20 protein-coding genes are annotated in these 15,900 nt (G+C 75.2%); 12 read left to right on the top strand and 8 right to left on the bottom strand.

The genetic code is table 11. From position 1 onward, the window contains the following. On the bottom strand, positions 1 to 527 hold a 527-nt coding region (locus Q6969_RS05980), incomplete at its 3' end, for a glycosyltransferase (protein ID WP_317229618.1). A 64-nt stretch (positions 528 to 591) separates the two neighbouring features. Here Q6969_RS05980 and Q6969_RS05985 point away from each other — a divergent pair. Together Q6969_RS05985 and Q6969_RS05990 are read left to right on the top strand one after the other, a co-directional pair. Continuing rightward, a complete protein-coding gene (locus Q6969_RS05985; protein ID WP_317229619.1) occupies positions 592 to 1,488 on the top strand; it encodes a UbiA family prenyltransferase in 897 nt (298 codons plus the stop codon). Next, positions 1,485 to 2,918 (top strand): NAD(P)/FAD-dependent oxidoreductase, encoded by a 1,434-nt coding sequence (locus tag Q6969_RS05990; RefSeq protein ID WP_317229620.1) that lies wholly within the window; start codon positions 1,485 to 1,487, stop codon positions 2,916 to 2,918. Before Q6969_RS05985 ends, Q6969_RS05990 begins: the two co-directional genes overlap by 4 nt. A gap of 96 nt (positions 2,919 to 3,014) precedes the next feature. Here the strand turns inward: Q6969_RS05990 and Q6969_RS05995 are convergent, their stop codons facing one another. Further along, positions 3,015 to 3,446 carry a hypothetical protein gene (locus Q6969_RS05995; RefSeq protein ID WP_317229621.1) on the bottom strand — a complete coding sequence of 144 codons (432 nt, stop codon included), beginning with the start codon at positions 3,444 to 3,446 and terminating at the stop codon, positions 3,015 to 3,017. Positions 3,447 to 3,509: 63 nt separating this feature from the next. Here Q6969_RS05995 and Q6969_RS06000 point away from each other — a divergent pair, with 63 nt between their 5' ends. The 5 genes from Q6969_RS06000 to Q6969_RS06020 all read left to right on the top strand — a co-directional run bounded on the left by Q6969_RS06000 (position 3,510) and on the right by Q6969_RS06020 (position 7,769). Continuing rightward, entirely contained in the window at positions 3,510 to 3,980 is a 471-nt protein-coding gene (locus tag Q6969_RS06000; protein WP_396335520.1) for an FAD-binding oxidoreductase, read from the top strand. Between the two features lie 69 nt (positions 3,981 to 4,049). Next, a complete protein-coding gene (locus Q6969_RS06005) occupies positions 4,050 to 5,255 on the top strand; it encodes a PrsW family intramembrane metalloprotease (RefSeq protein ID WP_317229622.1) in 1,206 nt (401 codons plus the stop codon). A gap of 88 nt (positions 5,256 to 5,343) precedes the next feature. Then, positions 5,344 to 5,622: a DUF3072 domain-containing protein gene (locus Q6969_RS06010; protein ID WP_094116216.1), complete on the top strand. Its 279-nt coding sequence runs from the start codon at positions 5,344 to 5,346 to the stop codon at positions 5,620 to 5,622. An 87-nt stretch (positions 5,623 to 5,709) separates the two neighbouring features. Beyond that, positions 5,710 to 6,315 (top strand): recombinase family protein, encoded by a 606-nt coding sequence (locus Q6969_RS06015; protein ID WP_317229623.1) that lies wholly within the window; start codon positions 5,710 to 5,712, stop codon positions 6,313 to 6,315. A gap of 83 nt (positions 6,316 to 6,398) precedes the next feature. Continuing rightward, positions 6,399 to 7,769, top strand: coding sequence for a D-alanyl-D-alanine carboxypeptidase (locus Q6969_RS06020; protein WP_317229624.1), 1,371 nt, complete (start codon positions 6,399 to 6,401; stop codon positions 7,767 to 7,769). Between the two features lie 36 nt (positions 7,770 to 7,805). On the opposite strand, the gene Q6969_RS06025 is transcribed toward Q6969_RS06020, so the two are convergent. The 5 genes from Q6969_RS06025 to Q6969_RS06045 form a co-directional block, all read right to left on the bottom strand. After that, the gene (locus Q6969_RS06025; RefSeq protein WP_317229625.1) at positions 7,806 to 8,468 is read right to left on the bottom strand and encodes a response regulator transcription factor; all 663 of its coding nucleotides are present in this window, start codon (positions 8,466 to 8,468) and stop codon (positions 7,806 to 7,808) included. Continuing rightward, the gene (locus tag Q6969_RS06030) at positions 8,465 to 9,706 is read right to left on the bottom strand and encodes a histidine kinase (RefSeq protein WP_317229626.1); all 1,242 of its coding nucleotides are present in this window, start codon (positions 9,704 to 9,706) and stop codon (positions 8,465 to 8,467) included. Before Q6969_RS06030 ends, Q6969_RS06025 begins: the two co-directional genes overlap by 4 nt. Positions 9,707 to 9,786: 80 nt before the next feature. Further along, the gene (locus Q6969_RS06035; RefSeq protein WP_317229627.1) at positions 9,787 to 9,999 is read right to left on the bottom strand and encodes a DUF2945 domain-containing protein; all 213 of its coding nucleotides are present in this window, start codon (positions 9,997 to 9,999) and stop codon (positions 9,787 to 9,789) included. Next, positions 9,999 to 10,796 (bottom strand): SDR family oxidoreductase, encoded by a 798-nt coding sequence (locus tag Q6969_RS06040; RefSeq protein ID WP_317229628.1) that lies wholly within the window; start codon positions 10,794 to 10,796, stop codon positions 9,999 to 10,001. The genes Q6969_RS06035 and Q6969_RS06040 overlap by 1 nt, the downstream gene beginning before the upstream one ends. A gap of 113 nt (positions 10,797 to 10,909) precedes the next feature. Then, positions 10,910 to 11,470, bottom strand: a complete 561-nt coding sequence (locus Q6969_RS06045) for a Dps family protein (protein WP_094116209.1) — start codon at positions 11,468 to 11,470, stop codon at positions 10,910 to 10,912. Between the two features lie 268 nt (positions 11,471 to 11,738). Here Q6969_RS06045 and Q6969_RS06050 point away from each other — a divergent pair, with 268 nt between their 5' ends. The 5 genes from Q6969_RS06050 to Q6969_RS06070 all read left to right on the top strand — a co-directional run bounded on the left by Q6969_RS06050 (position 11,739) and on the right by Q6969_RS06070 (position 15,358). Beyond that, a complete protein-coding gene (locus Q6969_RS06050; RefSeq protein WP_317229629.1) occupies positions 11,739 to 12,641 on the top strand; it encodes an SMP-30/gluconolactonase/LRE family protein in 903 nt (300 codons plus the stop codon). 53 nt (positions 12,642 to 12,694) lie between these two features. Then, complete coding sequence (locus Q6969_RS06055; protein WP_317229630.1) at positions 12,695 to 13,261, top strand: type 1 glutamine amidotransferase domain-containing protein; 567 nt, start codon at positions 12,695 to 12,697, stop codon at positions 13,259 to 13,261. An 83-nt stretch (positions 13,262 to 13,344) separates the two neighbouring features. Next, positions 13,345 to 13,875, top strand: a complete 531-nt coding sequence (locus tag Q6969_RS06060) for a hypothetical protein (RefSeq protein ID WP_317229631.1) — start codon at positions 13,345 to 13,347, stop codon at positions 13,873 to 13,875. Between the two features lie 9 nt (positions 13,876 to 13,884). Continuing rightward, positions 13,885 to 14,502 carry a signal peptidase II gene (locus Q6969_RS06065; RefSeq protein ID WP_317229632.1) on the top strand — a complete coding sequence of 206 codons (618 nt, stop codon included), beginning with the start codon at positions 13,885 to 13,887 and terminating at the stop codon, positions 14,500 to 14,502. A 22-nt stretch (positions 14,503 to 14,524) separates the two neighbouring features. Then, a complete protein-coding gene (locus Q6969_RS06070; protein WP_317229633.1) occupies positions 14,525 to 15,358 on the top strand; it encodes an aldo/keto reductase in 834 nt (277 codons plus the stop codon). A 78-nt stretch (positions 15,359 to 15,436) separates the two neighbouring features. Here the strand turns inward: Q6969_RS06070 and Q6969_RS06075 are convergent. After that, a partial coding sequence (locus Q6969_RS06075) for a M50 family metallopeptidase (protein WP_317229634.1) occupies positions 15,437 to 15,900 on the bottom strand: 464 nt, incomplete at its 5' end.

Here is a 15,900-nt window from a genome sequence, read left to right on the forward strand (position 1 = left end):
GGCAGCTCGGCCGCGGCGCGCGCCACGTCGGCGTCGAACAGGCGCGCGGCTGCCCGCGGCACGGCGTAGGTGGACCGGTTGCGCGCGCCGAGGTCGCGGGTGGCCGTGGGTCCCCCGGCGGCGGGGAAGCGCGCGCTGGGCGTGGCGACCGGCGCGAGCTCGGCCAGCACGCGGGGCACGCCGAGGGCGTCCGCCACCATCGGCGCGCTGAGGACCAGGGGGTGGTGCACCACGACATCCGGGTCGAAGGCGAGCGTCTCCCGCACGGCGACGGCGAGCATCCGCCGCATCGCCGGCCGCACCTCCGCGCGCACGTGGCGCAGGAGGGCCCAGGGAGCGCGACCGGCCGGGGAGAGCATCCGCCGCGCGTCCAGGCCGATCGCGACGGCGTCGACCCCCGCGGGTACGACCGCGTCGTCGGGCAGCGCCAGCCGCACCTCGTGACCGCGGGCCGCGGCGTGTCGCGCCAGGGCGACGAAGGGCTCCACGTCGCCGCGGGTGCCGGCGGTGAGCAGCATCAGGCGCATCCGCCCAGTCTGCGCCCGGAAGCCGTAAGGCCGGCGACCCAGCGGGCGGCGTACGGTCGATCACGTGACGGATGGCAGCGAGCGGATGTCGCGCACCGCGCCGTCGGGGATCGCCACGGCCGTGCGCCGCCTCGTGCTCATCTCCCGCCCGGTGCTGTGGATCAACACCATCGGGTCCGGCTTCGTGGCGGTGTGGCTCACGGGTTCGCTGTTCGACCTGCGGGCCCTGCCGGTCATCCTGTGGCTCACCCTCCCGTTCAACCTCCTCATCTACGGCGTAAACGACGTCTACGACCAGGAGACGGACGCGGCGAACCCCCGCAAGGGCTCCCTCGAGGGCGCCCGGATCCGGTCGTCCGAGGTCCGGCTCATCGCCTGGGCGGTCGCCGTGCTCAACGTGCCGTTCCTCATCTGCTTCCTGCTGGTGCTCCCCCCGCTCGCGAACGCGGCGATCCTGCTCTACGCGGGCGTGTTCGTCTTCTACTCGGCGCCCCCGTTGCGCTTCAAGGCGCGGCCGTTCCTCGACTCGCTGAGCAACGCGGCGTACGCGCTGCCGCTCGTCTTCGTGCCGGCGGCCCTCGGCGTGGCGCCGGTCTGGCCCGCGGCGCTGGGCCTCATGGCCTGGAGCGTGGCCAAGCACGCCTTCGACGCGGTGCAGGACATCGTGGAGGACCGCGACGCCGGCATCACCACCACCGCGGTGCGGCTCGGTCCGCGCGGGACGGCGCTCTGGAGCGGGGCCTGGTGGATCGTCGCGACCGCGCTGTTCGCCGTCGTGAGCGTGCCCGTGGCGGCCGTCAACGCGCTGATCGCCGGCTGCCTCGTGGTGCGCCTGCTGCGCGACCCGACGCCGGAGACCGGCCATCGGCTCTACCGCCTGTCGGTCGCGTTCCCGTACATCGCGGGGTCGGTCGCCGGGGTGCTGCTCATGGTCGCGATCGTGCTGGTGGGCTACCCGTGAGCCGCATCGTCGTGGTCGGAGGCGGGATGGGCGGGCTCACCGCCTCCGCCCTGCTGGCGCACGCGGGCCACCGCGTCACCCTGCTCGAGGCCTCCGCGGAGCTCGGCGGCAAGAGCCGCCGCATCCTGCTGGGCGGGGACCGCGTCGACACCGGGCCGTCGCTGGTGACGTTCCCGGCGGTGTGGGACGAGCTCCTGCGGCGGCTCGGCGACGGCGGACGCGCGTCCGACCGGGCCCGCGAGGACGGCCGGCTCGACCTGGTGCGGATGCCGGAGGTCGGCCGCTACTACTTCGACGGCGAGGAGACCTCCCTGCCGGTGGCACCCGACCACCCCTGGTACCCCGCCTGGCGGCGGTTCTCCGACCTGCACGCGCCCCTCGCCGACGACGTGACGGAGCTGCTGCTCGCCGACCCCCTCGACCGGGCCGCCCTGCCGGCGCTGCGCCGGCTGCTGGCCGTCTACGGCTCCCGCCTCACCACGCGCGCCTACCTCGACAGCCTGCCGTGGCTGCCCGACGGGCTGCGCGAGGTCATCGCGATCCACACCCTCAACGCGGGCGTCTCGCCCTCCCGCACGCCCGCCCTCTACGCGAGCATGCCGGCGATCATGGCGGAGACGGGCGCGTGGGTGCCGCGCGGCGGGGTCTACGAGATCGTGCTGGCGCTCGGCCGGCTGGCCGCGGCGGCCGGCGTCGAGGTGCGGACCGGCGAGGCGGTCACCCGGATCGAGCGCGGATCGGTCACCACGGCCGTGGGGCGCTACCCGGCCGACCTCGTCGTGAGCGCCCTGGACGCCGACCGCCTGGCCGCGCTGACCGGGCCGTCGCGGCTCCCGTCGCTGCCCCGCCTGCGCCCCCGCGCCCTCTCCTGCTCCGCCGTGGCGGTGTACGGCGCGCTGCGGGAGGAGCTGCCCGCGCATCTCGCGTCGCACAGCGTCGTGCTGCCGACGCGGCCCGCCGCCCTGCACCGCAGCCTCGAGGCGGGCGACGAGCCGGCGGACACGATGGTGTTCGTCAACCAGTACCGCGCGGGCGAGGTCTACCCGAACGTGCGCAGCACCGTCGGGATCCTGCTCACCGCGCCCGCCGACGGCGGCCGCTACACGGCCGAGCATCCCTTCGTGCGCCGCGAGGTCGAGCGCGTCTCGGCGGCGATGGGGCTCGACGGGCCCCTCACCGACCTCCTCGACGAGCAGGAGGTGCTCGATCCGGCGTACTACGCGGGAGGCGGCGAACCGCACGGCGCGCTGTACGGCGCGGCGCGCCCCCCGTGGCTCAGCGGCCCGTTCCACCGCCCCTCGTACAACGACCCCTGGCGCCCCTGGCTCTGGCGGGTCGGCGCCTCGGTGCACCCCGGCGGCGGCATCCCGGCGGTCGTGGGCGGCGCCATGATCGCGGTGACCCGGCTGCTCCGGTCGACCCCGGCCTGACGCGGGAGCTCGAACCGCTCGGCGCGCTCGAGGAGGTCCGTCCCCCGGCACCGCCACCGGCACCGCCGCGCGATCCGCCCTCGTCCGGGCGGCCGCCTAGCCCGCGGTCACGCGGACCGACGAGCCGTCGAGCACGAACTCGAGCGCCGTGCCCTCGGTGAACGCCTCGAGGAGGTCGGCGGGCATGTCGTCGTCGACCGTGAGCACGGCCCGTGCCGGGAACGAGCCGGCCTCGCAGCCGCCGACCGGGGATCCGGTGCGGGCGGGTCGCGGGGCGACCACGGCCACGCAGCGGGAGTCGTCCTCGGGGTTGACGAGGCCGATGACGGTGAGGCCCCGGAAGTCGCCCACGCCGGTCGCCGCGTCCTGGTACCAGTCGTCCCAGCGGGAGGGCACCGCGCGGTCGGGGTCGAGGGCGACGACCCCGACCTCGCGCCCGCCGACGGCGAGACCCGAGGAGAGCGCGACGGTCGCGCCGATCGCGACCACGACGGACGCGGCCCACAGCACCGCGGTGCGGCGGCGCATCCGGGGTCGGGCGCCGGGCAGGGCGTCACGGTCGTCGTCGTCGCGGGCGGCGGCACGGCCGACGTGACCGACGACGCCGAGGAGGGCGAGCGCCTCCTCGCGGTGCGCCGCGCGTTCCACCCGGCGCTCGCCGCCCGCGGCCGCGTCCTCATCGAGGACGTCGCGGTCCCGCGGTCCCGCCTCGCCGACATGCTCACGCGCATCCGCGCCATCGAGCGGGAGACGGGGCTCGCCATCCCGACCGTCGCGCACGCCGGCGACGGCAACCTGCACCCGAACTTCTGCATCCCGGAGGACCCGACCACGCCCGACGGCGACGCGACGGGCATCCCGGACGCGGTCTGGCACGCCGCGGACCTCCTCTTCCGCGCCGCCGTCGAGCTCGGCGGCACGCTCACGGGCGAGCACGGGGTCGGGCTCCTCAAGCGGTGGTGGCTCGCCGACGAGCTGGGGGAGGACGTGATGGGCCTGGCCGCCGGGATCCGCCGCGTGTTCGACCCGGCCGGCATCCTCAACCCCGGCAAGGCGGCCTGACCGGGGCCCGGACGCCGGCCGGGCCCGCCAGTAGGCTGGCGACGCCGATCCGCCGAAGAGAGGGCCGTCGTGACCGACCCGTCCATCCCCGTGACCGTCCACCGTCCCTCGCCGGCCTCGCCGCCGCCGTCCATGGACCTGCCGGCGCCGCACCCGCCCGGGCGCATCACCACCTCGGCCGTGCTCGGCGTCGTGGGCGTCGCCATGCTGCTGCTCGTCGGCCTCGTCGTCGCCGCCTACCTCGTGCTCAGCCTCGGGGTCCAGGCCGTCGCCGTGTGCGCGCTGCTCGCCCTCATCCCGCTCGGCTTCGTGCTCCTCGCCGTCCGGTGGGTCGACCGGTGGGAGCCGGAGCCCCGGCTGGCGCTGCTGTTCGCGCTGCTGTGGGGCGCGGCCGCGTCCGTCGCGATCGCCCTCGTCTTCGACCTCGTGGTGCAGTACGCGCGGCTGGCCGTGGGCGTGCCGACGCGGTACACGGAGTTCCTGCAGCTCGCGGTCCAGGCGCCCGTAGTGGAGGAGTCGGCCAAGGCCATCGGCCTGCTCCTCATCTTCTGGGTCGCGCGCCGCCACTTCGACGGCCCGGTCGACGGCATCGTCTACGGCGCCACCATCGCCGCGGGCTTCGCCTTCACCGAGAACATCGTCTACTTCGGCGGTCCGCTCGTGCAGGGCACCACGGGCGAGCTCGTCGGCACGTTCGTGCTGCGCGGGCTGTTCTCGCCGTTCGCGCACGTGACGTTCACCATGATCACGGGCATCGCCATCGGCTACGGAGCGCGCCGCGGCCCGGGCGCCGCCCTCGGCTCCGGCGCGATCGGCCTGGTCGGCGCGATCGTGCTGCACGCCCTCTGGAACACGGGCGTCACCCTCACCGGCGACTTCCTCTCCTTCTACGTGCTGCTCCAGGTGCCGATCTTCGCGTTCCTGGTCGTCGTCGTCATCCTGCTGCGCCGGTACGAGATCCACCTCACGCGCCGACGCCTCCGCGAGTACGCCGCGGTCGGCTGGTTCACGCCCGCCGAGGTCGAGATGCTGAGCACCTGGCAGGGCCGTCGTCGCGCCCGCCTGTGGGCGCGCACCCGCGGCGGCGACGCCGGCCGGGCCATGAGCCTGTTCACCCGCGACGCGACGCGGCTGGCGTTCGCCCGGCAGCGGATGCTGTCCGAGCGGCCCGCGGCGTCCGGCCGGTCCGAGGCGGGGCACCTCGACGACGAGCGCCGGCTCCTGCAGGCCGTCACCGACCACCGCGAGGCGCTCCTCGGCGGCGCCCGGCGCTAGCCGCCCAGCGTCGGCGACGCCCCCGGCGCACCGGCCGGTGTCCCCGGTCGCGAGTAGCGTCGGCGGTACGACACGAGGAGGCACCACCATGAGCGATGCGAACCAGGACACCACGGGCGGCGACGACCGGGAGATGCTCGGATCGTCCACCCCCACCCCGCCGCAGAGCGCCGAGAAGGACCCGAGCACGTGGGTCACGGGCGACGAGCCGATGACGGGCGCGCAGCGCAGCTACCTCGACTCGCTGGCCACGCAGGCCGGCGAGGAGATCCCCGCCGACCTCAACAAGGCGGAGGCGAGCGAGCAGATCGACCGCCTGCAGGAGAAGAAGGAGACCGCGTCGCCGCAGTCGGACGACGCGAGCTGAGCACCATCCGATCCATCGACGGGCGAGCGGCCACCAGCCGCCCGCCCGTCGCGGCATGACGCGGGGACGCGCCGAGAGGGAGCACGCATGACCACGCTCGTCGGGTACGCGCGCGTCGCGCGCGCCGAGGAGTCCTACCAGGACCAGGTCGACGCCCTCGACGCGGCCGGCTGCGAGCGGATCTTCGTCGACGTCGCGGGCGGCCCCAAGGCCCCGCGCCCCGGCCTGCAGGACGCCCTCGACTACCTCCGCGAGAACGACGAGCTCCTCGTCGTGAGCCTCGACCGGCTGGGACCGGGCACGTCCGACGTGGTGCGCATCCTCAACGGCCTGGAGGCGCGCGGCATCGCGTTCCGCGCCGTCCGCGAGGGACTGGAGGCCGGCACCGAGGCCGGCCGCGGCCTCTTCGCCGTGACGCTCGCCCTCGCCACCGTGGAGGCGACGACCCAGGCCGAGAAGCGCCGCCGCCGGTCCGGCGAGACGGCCTCGGCTCCCGCCGCCGCACCCGCCCCGCCCGCGTTCCCGTCGCTGCCCAAGGGCATCACGCGACGGAAGCTGCAGATCGCCGTCGAGGAGCGGTCGAAGGGGCGCGACACGGCGGAGATCGCCCGCGTCCTCGACGTGAGCGAGCGCGTCGTGACGCGCGCGCTGGCCTGGGCGGAGACGGGCAAGCAGGGCGGCCTGCTGCGCTGACGCGCCCCGGTCTCGTCCTCGCGCATGAGCCGTCGGCACCCGGGACGGAGGGCCGCGGCGCTCCCGCTCCCTAGCCTGGGGACATGTCCCCCTCCCGTCCCGAACGCGTCGCCCGCACCCGCGTCCGCCGCCGTCGGGACGCCGTGCTCGCCGCCGCGGTCGCGACCGCGGTCGTCGCGGCGGGGCTCCTGACGGGCGTCGTCCCCTCGCCCGTGGGCGGCCCGTCCGCGGATCCCGCCTCCTGCACGGTGGACGCGCTCACGGGCGGCTGGTCCACCGGGACGCTGCACCTCGCCGCTCGGGAGGTGGCCGGCGGCGAGGGCGCGCGCGTCGTGGACGTGCGCGGCGACGTGCCCGCCGCCACGGCGAGCACGATGAAGGTCCTGACCGCGGCGGCGGCCGTCGAGGCGCTCGGTCCTGACCGCCGGATCGCCACCCGCGTCGTGCAGGGTGGGCGCGCCGACACGGTGGTGCTCGTCGGCGGCGGCGACCCCACCCTCAGCCGCCTCCCCTCCGGCACCGACGGCGTCTACCCCGGCGCCCCGCACCTCGACGACCTCGCCCGGCAGGTGCTCGAGGCCCGCCGCGCGGATCCGGACCTCGCCGGCGTGCCGGTCCGCCGCCTGCAGGTGGACAGCAGCCTCTTCTCGGGGCCGGCCTGGCTGCCCGAGTGGCCGCTCGAGGCCCGCCGCGACGGGTCGATGTCGAACATCACGGCGCTCATGGTCGACGGCGACCGCGACGACCCCGCCGTCGCGTACTCGCGCCGGGGCGCCGCCGCCGTGCAGCGCGCGGCCGACGCGTTCGCGGCCCTCCTCGGCGACGACGTGGTCGCCGACGGCGCGCTCGTGACGGCGCCGCCCGGATCCGCCGTGCTGGGCTCCGTGGAGTCCGCGCCGGTCCGCGACCTCGTCGGCTACATGCTCACCCACTCCGACGACACCCTCGCGGAGACGCTCGCCCGGCTGGTCGCGGTGGAGACCGGGTCGGGCAGCGCGGCCGCCGACATCCAACGCGGGACGCCGGCGGCGCTCGCGGCGCTCGACCTGCCGGTGGACGGGGTCGTGCTGGTGGACGGGTCGGGGCTGGCGGAGGCGAACCGGGTGCCGGCCGAGCTCCTCACCCGGCTGATGGTGCGCGTCGCCGAGCACGAGGGCGACCTCGCCATCGTCGATGCGGGGCTCGCGGTCGCCGGGCGCACGGGCACCCTCGCGGAGGGCGGCCGGTTCACGGGCGAGGCCGACGCGGCCGCCGGGCGCATCCGCGGCAAGACGGGAACGCTCGCGCGGATGCACGGCCTGACCGGCATCGCGGACGCGGCGGACGGGACCCGGATCGCCTTCACGATCTGGGCCGAGGACGTGGACCCGTCCGTCCCCGCGGAGACGGCGCGCGCCGAGATCGACGCGCTGGCCACCGACCTGCACCGATGCGGCGGTGCGCTCGGCGGCTGAGCGGCGGCGCGACGCGGCACGTGCACGGCCGGGCGGCTACGCGCCGGAGCGCTCCACGAGCCGGTGGTCGTGCGCGTAGACCACGAGCTGCACGCGGTCGCGCAGCGCGAGCTTGGCCAGGATGCTGCTCACGTGGGTCTTCACGGTCGACTCGCTGACGTACTCGAGCGCCGCGACCTCCGCGTTCGACAGCCCGCGCGCGACGTGCCCGAAGACGTCCTTCTCGCGCGCGCTCAGCGACCGGAACTCGGGCGGCGCGGGCGGTGCCGGCGCCGCGACGGCGTCGGGGGCGAACAGCTGCGTCAGCTCGTCGGGCGCGAGCACCGCGCTCCCGGCGTGCACCGCGCGGATCGCGGCGGCCAGGAACGCGGGCGTCGCGTCCTTCAGCAGGAAGCCGCTCGCGCCACCCCGGATCGCGGTCGCGGAGGCGCGGTCGAGGGCGAAGGTGGTCAGCACGATCACGCGCGGCGGCTCGGCGCGCGAGCCGTCGAAGAGGGCGCGGACGGTCTCGAGGCCGTCCATCACGGGCATGCGCATGTCGAGCAGCACGACGTCCGGCCGCACCGCGTCGATGACGGCGAGCCCCTGGCGTCCGTCGCCGGCCTCGCCGACGACCTCCAGGTCGCTCTGGGCGTCGAGGGCGACGCGCACGCCGCCGCGGAACAGCTCCTGGTCGTCGACGAGCACGATGCGGATCACGGGCGGCCTCCCGGCACGGCGATGGGGCGCGCACCCGGCAGGGGGATGCGCGCGCGGGCGGTGAACAGGTGGTCGACGGCCTCGGCCTCGAGGTCGCCGCCGACGGTCGCGAGGCGGGCGCGCATGCCCTCCACGCCCGTGCCGACGCGCGGCGCGGTCGCGTCCCCGTCCGGCGTCGCGGCGGCGTCCCCGGAGGGCGCGACGGCGTTCTCGACCTCGAGCACGACGTCGGCGGCCCGCCAGGTCTCCCGGAGCCGGATGCGGCCGCCGGGCGCGCCGTGCCGCATGGCGTTGGTCGTCATCTCCTGCGCGACGCGGCGCATGACCACCTGGCGCGCCGGATCCACCGGTCGTCGGGAGCCGCGCACCTCGTGGCCGAGGTCGACCCCCGCCGCGCGCAGCTGGGCGACCACCGCGTCGAGGTCCTGCGGTCCGTCGTCGGCGCCCGCGGGGCTGGTGCCGCTCAGGACCTCGCGCACCTCCGCGAGCGAGCGGCGCGCGGTGTCGGCGATGGTGGCGGAGACGCCGCGGATCCGCTCCTCGTCGTCGAGGAACTGCACGGAGTCGGCCTGCGCGATGATGACGGCGAGCGAGTGCCCCACGATGTCGTGCACGTCGCGCGCCATGCTGGCCCGCAGCGACTCGGTCTGCGCGAGGTCGACCGCCTTGACCGCCGTGTCCTCGGCCTGGACGCGCAGCCGCGACTCGGTCGTGCGGGAGCGCACGACGCGGATCACGAGGCCCGACAGCCACGCGATGAGGAGCGCGAGCACGGGCGCCGCCGCGAACAGGGCGCTGCCGGGGCCCCCGGGCTGGGTGAGCAGGGAGAAGCGCGCGCCCGTCTGCAGGAGGTACGCGGTCGCGACCGTGCCGCCGACGAGCGCGGAGGCGGCGCCGAGCACGGCCGTCGCGCGGGAACCCCGCCGCGCGGTCGCGTACAGCACGAGGAGGAGGGCGAGGTCGGCGAAGCCGGGCCGCTCGCCCATCTGCCACTGCGTCAGCGCCATGGCCCATGCGAGCACCAGGGCGGCGCCCGGGAACACCGAGCGCACGACGATCGCGACGAGCGCGAGCGCGGCGACGGCGAGGCCGGCCTCCTGCACGTCCACCGGGGGGAGGAGCGCGAGCCCCGCGACCACGAGGCCGACGACGGCGTCGACGCCGACCTCCACGCCGTCGCGGTGACGGGGCGGGCGCGGCGTCGACGAGCGCGTCGCGGCGGCGGTCCCGGTGTCCATCGGCCACAGCCTAGGTGCGGGTCGCGCCGCGGTCGCCCCCCGCGGGTACCGGTCGCCGGTACCCGCGGGGGAGGCACGTCCTACTTCTTCTTCTTCGTCAGCGCCGATCCCTTGTGCGCCGCGGTCTTGCCGGACTTGTCGCTCTCCACGATGTACGCGGGCTCGTCGGACGAGGCGGTGAAGTGCTGCCCGTCGTGCTGGAAGTCCTTCGTCCTCTCCTCGACGACCTTCCCGTGCGTCTCGCCCTGCGGCGTGTTCCAGCTGACGTGGTCGCCCTTCTTCAGCTCGGCCATCAGATCGTCGCCACCGATCCGGAGTCGACGCGGTAGTTCGAGCCGTTCACGAACGACGCGAGGTCGGAGCAGAGGAACGCGACGACGTTCGCGACCTCGGCCGGCTCGCCGCGGCGCTTCAGCTCCATGTAGGGGCGCTCCTCGTCGAGGAACGAGTCGATGGCCTCCTCCTTCGAGGTGCCGAGCTGGTCGGCGCGCCTGTCCATCATCGCGTCCGTCATGGGCGTGTGGATGAAGGCGGGCGAGACGGCGTTCACCAGCAGGCCCTCCTTCGCGTAGCTGCGGGACAGGCCCTTCGACAGCGCGAGGATGCCGGCCTTGGCCGCGCAGTAGGGGAGCTCGTCGTCGTACGGCTGCACGGCGTCCTCGGAGGCGAGGAAGACGATCCGCCCCCAGCCGCCCTTCCGGAGCGACGGGAGGAACCGCTTCACGAGCCGGACGGGGCCCATGAGGTCGACCTCGATGGTGTTCGTCCAGCCCTCGTCGTCGATCTCGTGGAAGAGGCCCTGCGCCCCTGTGATGCCCGCGGACTGCACGAGGATGTCGATGTCGCCGACCGCCTCCTGCACCTTCGCGTGCAGCTCGTCGAGCGAGGCGACGCTCGTCACGTCGGCGGCGAACGCGTGCACGCGGTCACCGCCGTCGAGCTTCGCTGCGGCGGCGTCGAGCGACGCCTGGTCCTGGTCGCTGAGGACGACGGTCGCGCCCTCGGCGAGGAGGATGCGGGCGGTCTCCCACCCGATCCCCGAGTCGGCGCCCGTGACGAGCGCGGTCCTCCCTGTGATCCCGAGATCCATCCCGGTCTCCTTCCTGTGCCCGTGGCGGGCGGTCGATGCGGTGTCGCGGTCGTGACGCGACGAGGGCCGCGCCTGGTGGCGCGGCCCTCGGGTCGTGATGTCGGCGCTGCTCGCTACTCGGCGGCGGATCCGACGCGGCGGTTCTCCGCGGAGACCATCCACGCGTACTGCTCGAGCGCGGTGATGAAGCCGTGGAGCAGGTCCGCGGTGGTCGGGTCCTCCTCGTCGACGTCGTCGTGGACCTCGCGCATGGTGTGCACGGCGGCCTCGAGGCGCTGGGTCACGAGGTCGACGGTCTCGGCCGTGTCGACCTCGCCCTGCGGGTACTCGGGGAGCGTGGTGTTCTCGGCGACGGTGTCGCTGCGGCCGTCCGGCGTCGCGTGCAGGGCGCGCATGCGCTCGGCCAGGTCGTCGCTGAACTCGCGGGCCGACTCGATGATCTCGTCGAGCTGGAGGTGGAGGTCGCGGAAGTTCTTCCCGACGACGTTCCAGTGGGCCTGCTTGCCCTGGATGTGCAGCTCGATGAGGTCGACGAGCACCTTCTGCATGTTCTCGTGCAGCTGCTGCGACGCCTTGAAGCCGCGCTCGGCGTTCTGGCGCTTGGTGGGCTTGGAGCCCTCGGGCTGGGTGGCCTTCTCGGAGGTGCTGGTGGGGCGTTCGACGGTCGTGGTCATGTGCGACTCCTCGGTTCTCGTTCTCGTGGGGTCGGGGGTCTCCCGATCCGTGCGGCGCGGCATCCGGTGGGATGGCCCCGCGTGGCCGGGCGCGCGATCGCGCGGCGTCCGGCCTGTCCTCGACGCTACGCCCGCCGCATCCGCGGCGCACGAACGGTGAGGGCGCTCACAGTCCGCGTGCAGGTTGCGTGCCGTGCGGGGCCCGCGGCTTCGCCCAGCGGATGGGCGGCCCCTGCCCGTCGACGCATGGCGGTGCTTGGCTGGACGCATGACCGTCCTCACCTCCGACCTCCGCGTCCTGCGCGACGTCCGCGCGATCCTCGTCGAGAGCCTCTGGTGGGATCCGTCCGGCGACGTGATGTGGAACGACATCACCGCTGGCACCCTGCACCGGAGCCCCTGGGGCGGCGCGGCCGACGGATCCGACGACACGGTCCTCGAGCTCCCGCCGCCGCTCGCCTCCTTCCAGCCCGCCGACGACGGCGGGTTCGTCGCGGGCCTCGGCGACCGGATCGTGCGGGTGGACGCCCGCGGCCGCATCACCCGCGAGCTCGCCCGCGTCGAGCACGCCCACGACGGGATGCGCCTCAACGAGGGCAAGTGCGACCCCGCGGGCCGCTTCGTCATCGGCTCCATGGACGTCACCGAGGGCGAGCCCGACGGCGCGATCTGGTCCGTCGACGCCTCCGGCGCGCTCCGCACGCTGCTGGGCGGCGTCGGCACGGCGAACGGCTTCGAGTGGACCGACGGCGGCCGCACGATGATCCTCACCGACACGTCCGCGCAGACGGTCTACCGCGCGCCCTACTCCGAGGCCGGCGAGCTGGGGGAGCCGGAGCGCTGGATCCACGGCGAGATGAGCGACGGCCTGACGCTCGACGCCGACGGGTACGCGTGGAACGGGATCTACGGCGCCGGGAAGGTGATCCGCTGGGCGCCCGACGGCACGAAGGACCTCGAGATCGAGGTGCCCGCCCCCAACGTGACCTCGGTCGCGTTCGCCGGCCCCGACCTCCGCACCCTCGTCATCGGCACCGCGCGGGAGAACATGACCGAGGAGGACCTCGAGGAGCACCCGCTCTCGGGCGGGATCCTCGCCATCGACACGGCCGTCTCCGGACGCCCCGTGAACGTCTTCCGCACCCGGGTCGACGGCGCCGCGGGGGCGTAGCGTCGAGAGCGCCGTCCGACCGGGCGGCACCACTCTCACGAGGAGGAACGCACATGACCGGAGAGAGCATCCAGGGCCGGAAGGTGGCCTTCCTGCTGACGGACGGCTTCGAGCAGGTCGAGCTCACGGAGCCGTGGAAGGCCGTGCAGGAGGCGGGCGGCACCCCCGTCCTCGTGTCCCCGAAGGCGGACACCGTGCAGGGCCTCGACCACATCGACAAGGCGGACACGTTCGACGTGGACGTGCGGGTCGCTGACGCCGACGCCGCGGACTACGACGCGCTCGTGCTGCCCGGCGGCGTGGTGAACGCGGACGACATCCGCGTCGACGCCGACTCGGTCGCCTTCGCCGCGGCCTTCTTCGCGGCGGGCAAGCCCGTCGCGTCCATCTGCCACGCCCCGTGGATCCTCATCGAGGCCGGCGTGGTCGACGGCCGCCGCATGACCTCGTTCCCGACCCTCGCCACCGACCTCCGGAACGCCGGGGCCGAGTGGGTCGACGAGGAGGTCGTGGTCGACAGCGGCTTCGTCACGAGCCGGAACCCCGACGACCTGCCCGCCTTCTGCGCGAAGCTGATCGAGGAGATCGCCGAGGGCGAGCACGACGAGCAGCACGCCTGACCCGTGACGGGGCTGACCCGTCTTCGGGACGCCCGCGTCGCGCGGACAGCCCGGATCGGGTCCGGCGCACCTAGGGTGAGGGCGTGACCACGCCCTCACCCGACGCGCGCTTCCGCCAGACCACGCCCGCCCCGCGCGCGGTCCGCCTCGTCGGGCTCGTCGTCGCGGTGCTCGGCCTCGTGGTCGTCATCGCCACCGGCGGGCGAGCGGTCGGCGTGGTCGTCGGCCTGGTGCTCCTCGCCGCCGGCGCCGTCGTCGGGTCGCTCCGCATCCGCATCACGCTGGACCCGGACGAGGTCGAGGTGGCGCTCGTGCCGCTGCGGCGCATCCGCATCCCCTACGCGTCCATCTCCGACTGCACGGTCGTCGACCACCTCCGGCCGCGGACGGTCGGCGGCATCGGGGCGCGCTCCCTGCCGGGCGGCGGGGCGGCCATCCTGCTCGACGCCGGCCCCGCCGTGTCGATCGAGTCGGCGGACGGCACCCGCCACCTCGTGCGCAGCACCTTCCCCCGGGAGGCCGCCACGCGGATCCGCGACCGGGCCGCCGCGCAGCCCGTCGTCCCCGAGGGCGACGGGTCCGGCCCGCAGGGTCCCCGTCCGGGCACCGCCTAGGCTCGTCGCGTGACCACCGCACCCCCCGCCGCACGTCGTCCCCGCACCTCCCGCCCCGTCGTGGTGGCGCTCGCGGTCGTCGTGGTCGTCGTCGGCTTCGTGCTCGACCAGCTCAGCAAGCGCTGGGCCGTCGACTCGCTGGGCGACGGCGAGACCATCCCGCTCATCCCGACCGTCCGGTTCGCGCTCGTCTACAACCCGGGCGTCTCCTTCGGCATGGGCGCCGAGGTGGGGCCGCTGCTCACCGTCGGGATCATGGCGCTCGCGCTCGGCCTGGCCGTGTGGGTCGGCTGGCAGATCCGCCACCGCGCGTCGCTCCTCCAGGTCCTCCTCCTCTCCGCCGTGCTCGCGGGCGCGCTCGGCAACCTCTTCGACCGCGTCACGCGCGCGGAGGACGGGCCGCTGTCCGGCCACGTCGTCGACTTCATCGCGGTCGAGTGGTTCGCGGTCTTCAACGTGGCCGACATCCTCACGGTGTGCGGCATGATCGCGTGGGCCGCCACCACGGTCTTCGGGCGCGACCACGTCGCCGACGCGCGCGCGGACGCCGAGCGCGACGCCGCCCCCCGCGACGAGGCCGCCGACGCCCCGGCCGAGACGGGCCCCGCGCCCACCGACCGCGCCTGATCCGCGGGCGTACCGTGAGGGGATGACCACGATCCCCGAACTGGAACTCCGCGACGGCCACCGCATCCCCGCCATCGGCCTCGGCACGTACGGCCTCGACGGCGACGCGGGCGCCGAGCTCGTCTCCGGTGCCATCGGCGCCGGCTACCGCCTCCTCGACACGGCGTACAACTACGGCAACGAGGCCGCGGTGGGGGAGGGGATGCGCCGCTCCGGCGTGCCCCGCGAGGAGCTCTTCCTCACCACGAAGCTGCCCGGCCGGCACCACGGCTACGAGGAGACGCTCGCGTCCTTCGAGGAGTCGCGCGCGGCACTCGGCGTCGAGCACGTCGACCTCTACCTCATCCACTGGCCGAACCCGAGCGTGGACCGCTACGTCGACAGCTGGCGCGCGTTCGTCGAGCTGCAGGAGCGCGGCCTCGTCCGCTCCATCGGCGTGTCCAACTTCACCCCCGCGCACCTGCGGCGGCTCGAGGACGAGACGGGCGTGCTGCCCGTCGTCAACCAGGTCGAGATGCACCCGACCTTCGCGCAGGAGGCGCTCCGCGCGTTCCACGCGGAGCGCGGCATCGTGACGGAGAGCTGGTCCCCGCTCGGCACGCGCGAGCGGCTCCGGGAGGCCCCGGCCGTCGTGGCCGCCGCCGAGGCGCACGGCGTCACCCCGACGCAGGCGGTGCTGCGCTGGCACGTCCAGTCCGGCGCGCTGCCGATCCCGCGGTCCGCCGATCCCGAGCGCCAGCGCCAGAACCTCGACGTGTTCGGCTTCGAGCTCAGCGCGGAGGAGGTGCGGGCGATCGGCTCCGGTCCCCAGTCGCGCCTGTGGGACGGCGACCCGGACACGCACGAGGAGATGTAGCAGCCGGATCCCTCCCGGCACCGGCGGCCGTCGCGTCCCCCGCGGGCGCGGCGGCCGCGTCGCGCGCGGGTGCGCCGGTCAGCGCCCGAGCAGCGTCGGGATCCCGAGCTGGGCGACGCCGGCCACGAGGCACGCGCCGGCGACCAGCACGAGCACGCCCACCCACAGCACCGCCGGGAGGTGCGTGAGCCGCCCCAGCTGGTCGGCGTCCGAGGCGCCGCCGCCCCGCCGGGACCTGGACCGCTGCAGCTCGAGGGTCGCCCGCAGCGCGCCGAGCAGCAGGAACAGCGCGAGCGCGTGCGCCGCGACGCCCTGCACGACGAGGGGCGCGGCACCCGCGACGACGCCGACCACCACGCCCGCGACGAGGCAGGACCAGAGCCCGAACCAGTTGCGCACCTGGATCACGACGAGCGCGAGCAGCAGCAGCCACAGCCAGAGCACCGCGGCCGACCGGCCCTCGCCCGCGAGCCACGCGGCGCCGAGCCCGGCGAGCGCGGGCGCGGGATACCCGGCGAGCAGCGTCAGCACCATGCCGGGCC

This window comes from Clavibacter sp. MX14-G9D, from assembly GCF_032917815.1.
In the GTDB taxonomy this organism is placed as follows: domain Bacteria; phylum Actinomycetota; class Actinomycetes; order Actinomycetales; family Microbacteriaceae; genus Clavibacter; species Clavibacter michiganensis_K.

Bases quoted from the DNA above. Each gene is read 5' to 3' on its own strand.
- Q6969_RS06035 (WP_317229627.1), bottom strand. From the start codon at position 9,999: ATGGCCGAGCTGAAGAAGGGCGACCACGTCAGCTGGAACACGCCGCAG.
- Q6969_RS06070 (WP_317229633.1), top strand. From the start codon at position 14,525: ATGACCACGATCCCCGAACTGGAACTCCGCGACGGCCACCGCATCCCC.
- Q6969_RS06030 (WP_317229626.1), bottom strand. From the start codon at position 9,706: ATGGACACCGGGACCGCCGCCGCGACGCGCTCGTCGACGCCGCGCCCG.
- Q6969_RS06015 (WP_317229623.1), top strand. From the start codon at position 5,710: ATGACCACGCTCGTCGGGTACGCGCGCGTCGCGCGCGCCGAGGAGTCC.
- Q6969_RS06040 (WP_317229628.1), bottom strand. From the start codon at position 10,796: ATGGATCTCGGGATCACAGGGAGGACCGCGCTCGTCACGGGCGCCGAC.
- Q6969_RS06055 (WP_317229630.1), top strand. From the start codon at position 12,695: ATGACCGGAGAGAGCATCCAGGGCCGGAAGGTGGCCTTCCTGCTGACG.
- Q6969_RS06010 (WP_094116216.1), top strand. From the start codon at position 5,344: ATGAGCGATGCGAACCAGGACACCACGGGCGGCGACGACCGGGAGATG.
- Q6969_RS06045 (WP_094116209.1), bottom strand. From the start codon at position 11,470: ATGACCACGACCGTCGAACGCCCCACCAGCACCTCCGAGAAGGCCACC.
- Q6969_RS06050 (WP_317229629.1), top strand. From the start codon at position 11,739: ATGACCGTCCTCACCTCCGACCTCCGCGTCCTGCGCGACGTCCGCGCG.
- Q6969_RS05995 (WP_317229621.1), bottom strand. From the start codon at position 3,446: ATGCGCCGCCGCACCGCGGTGCTGTGGGCCGCGTCCGTCGTGGTCGCG.
- Q6969_RS06020 (WP_317229624.1), top strand. From the start codon at position 6,399: ATGTCCCCCTCCCGTCCCGAACGCGTCGCCCGCACCCGCGTCCGCCGC.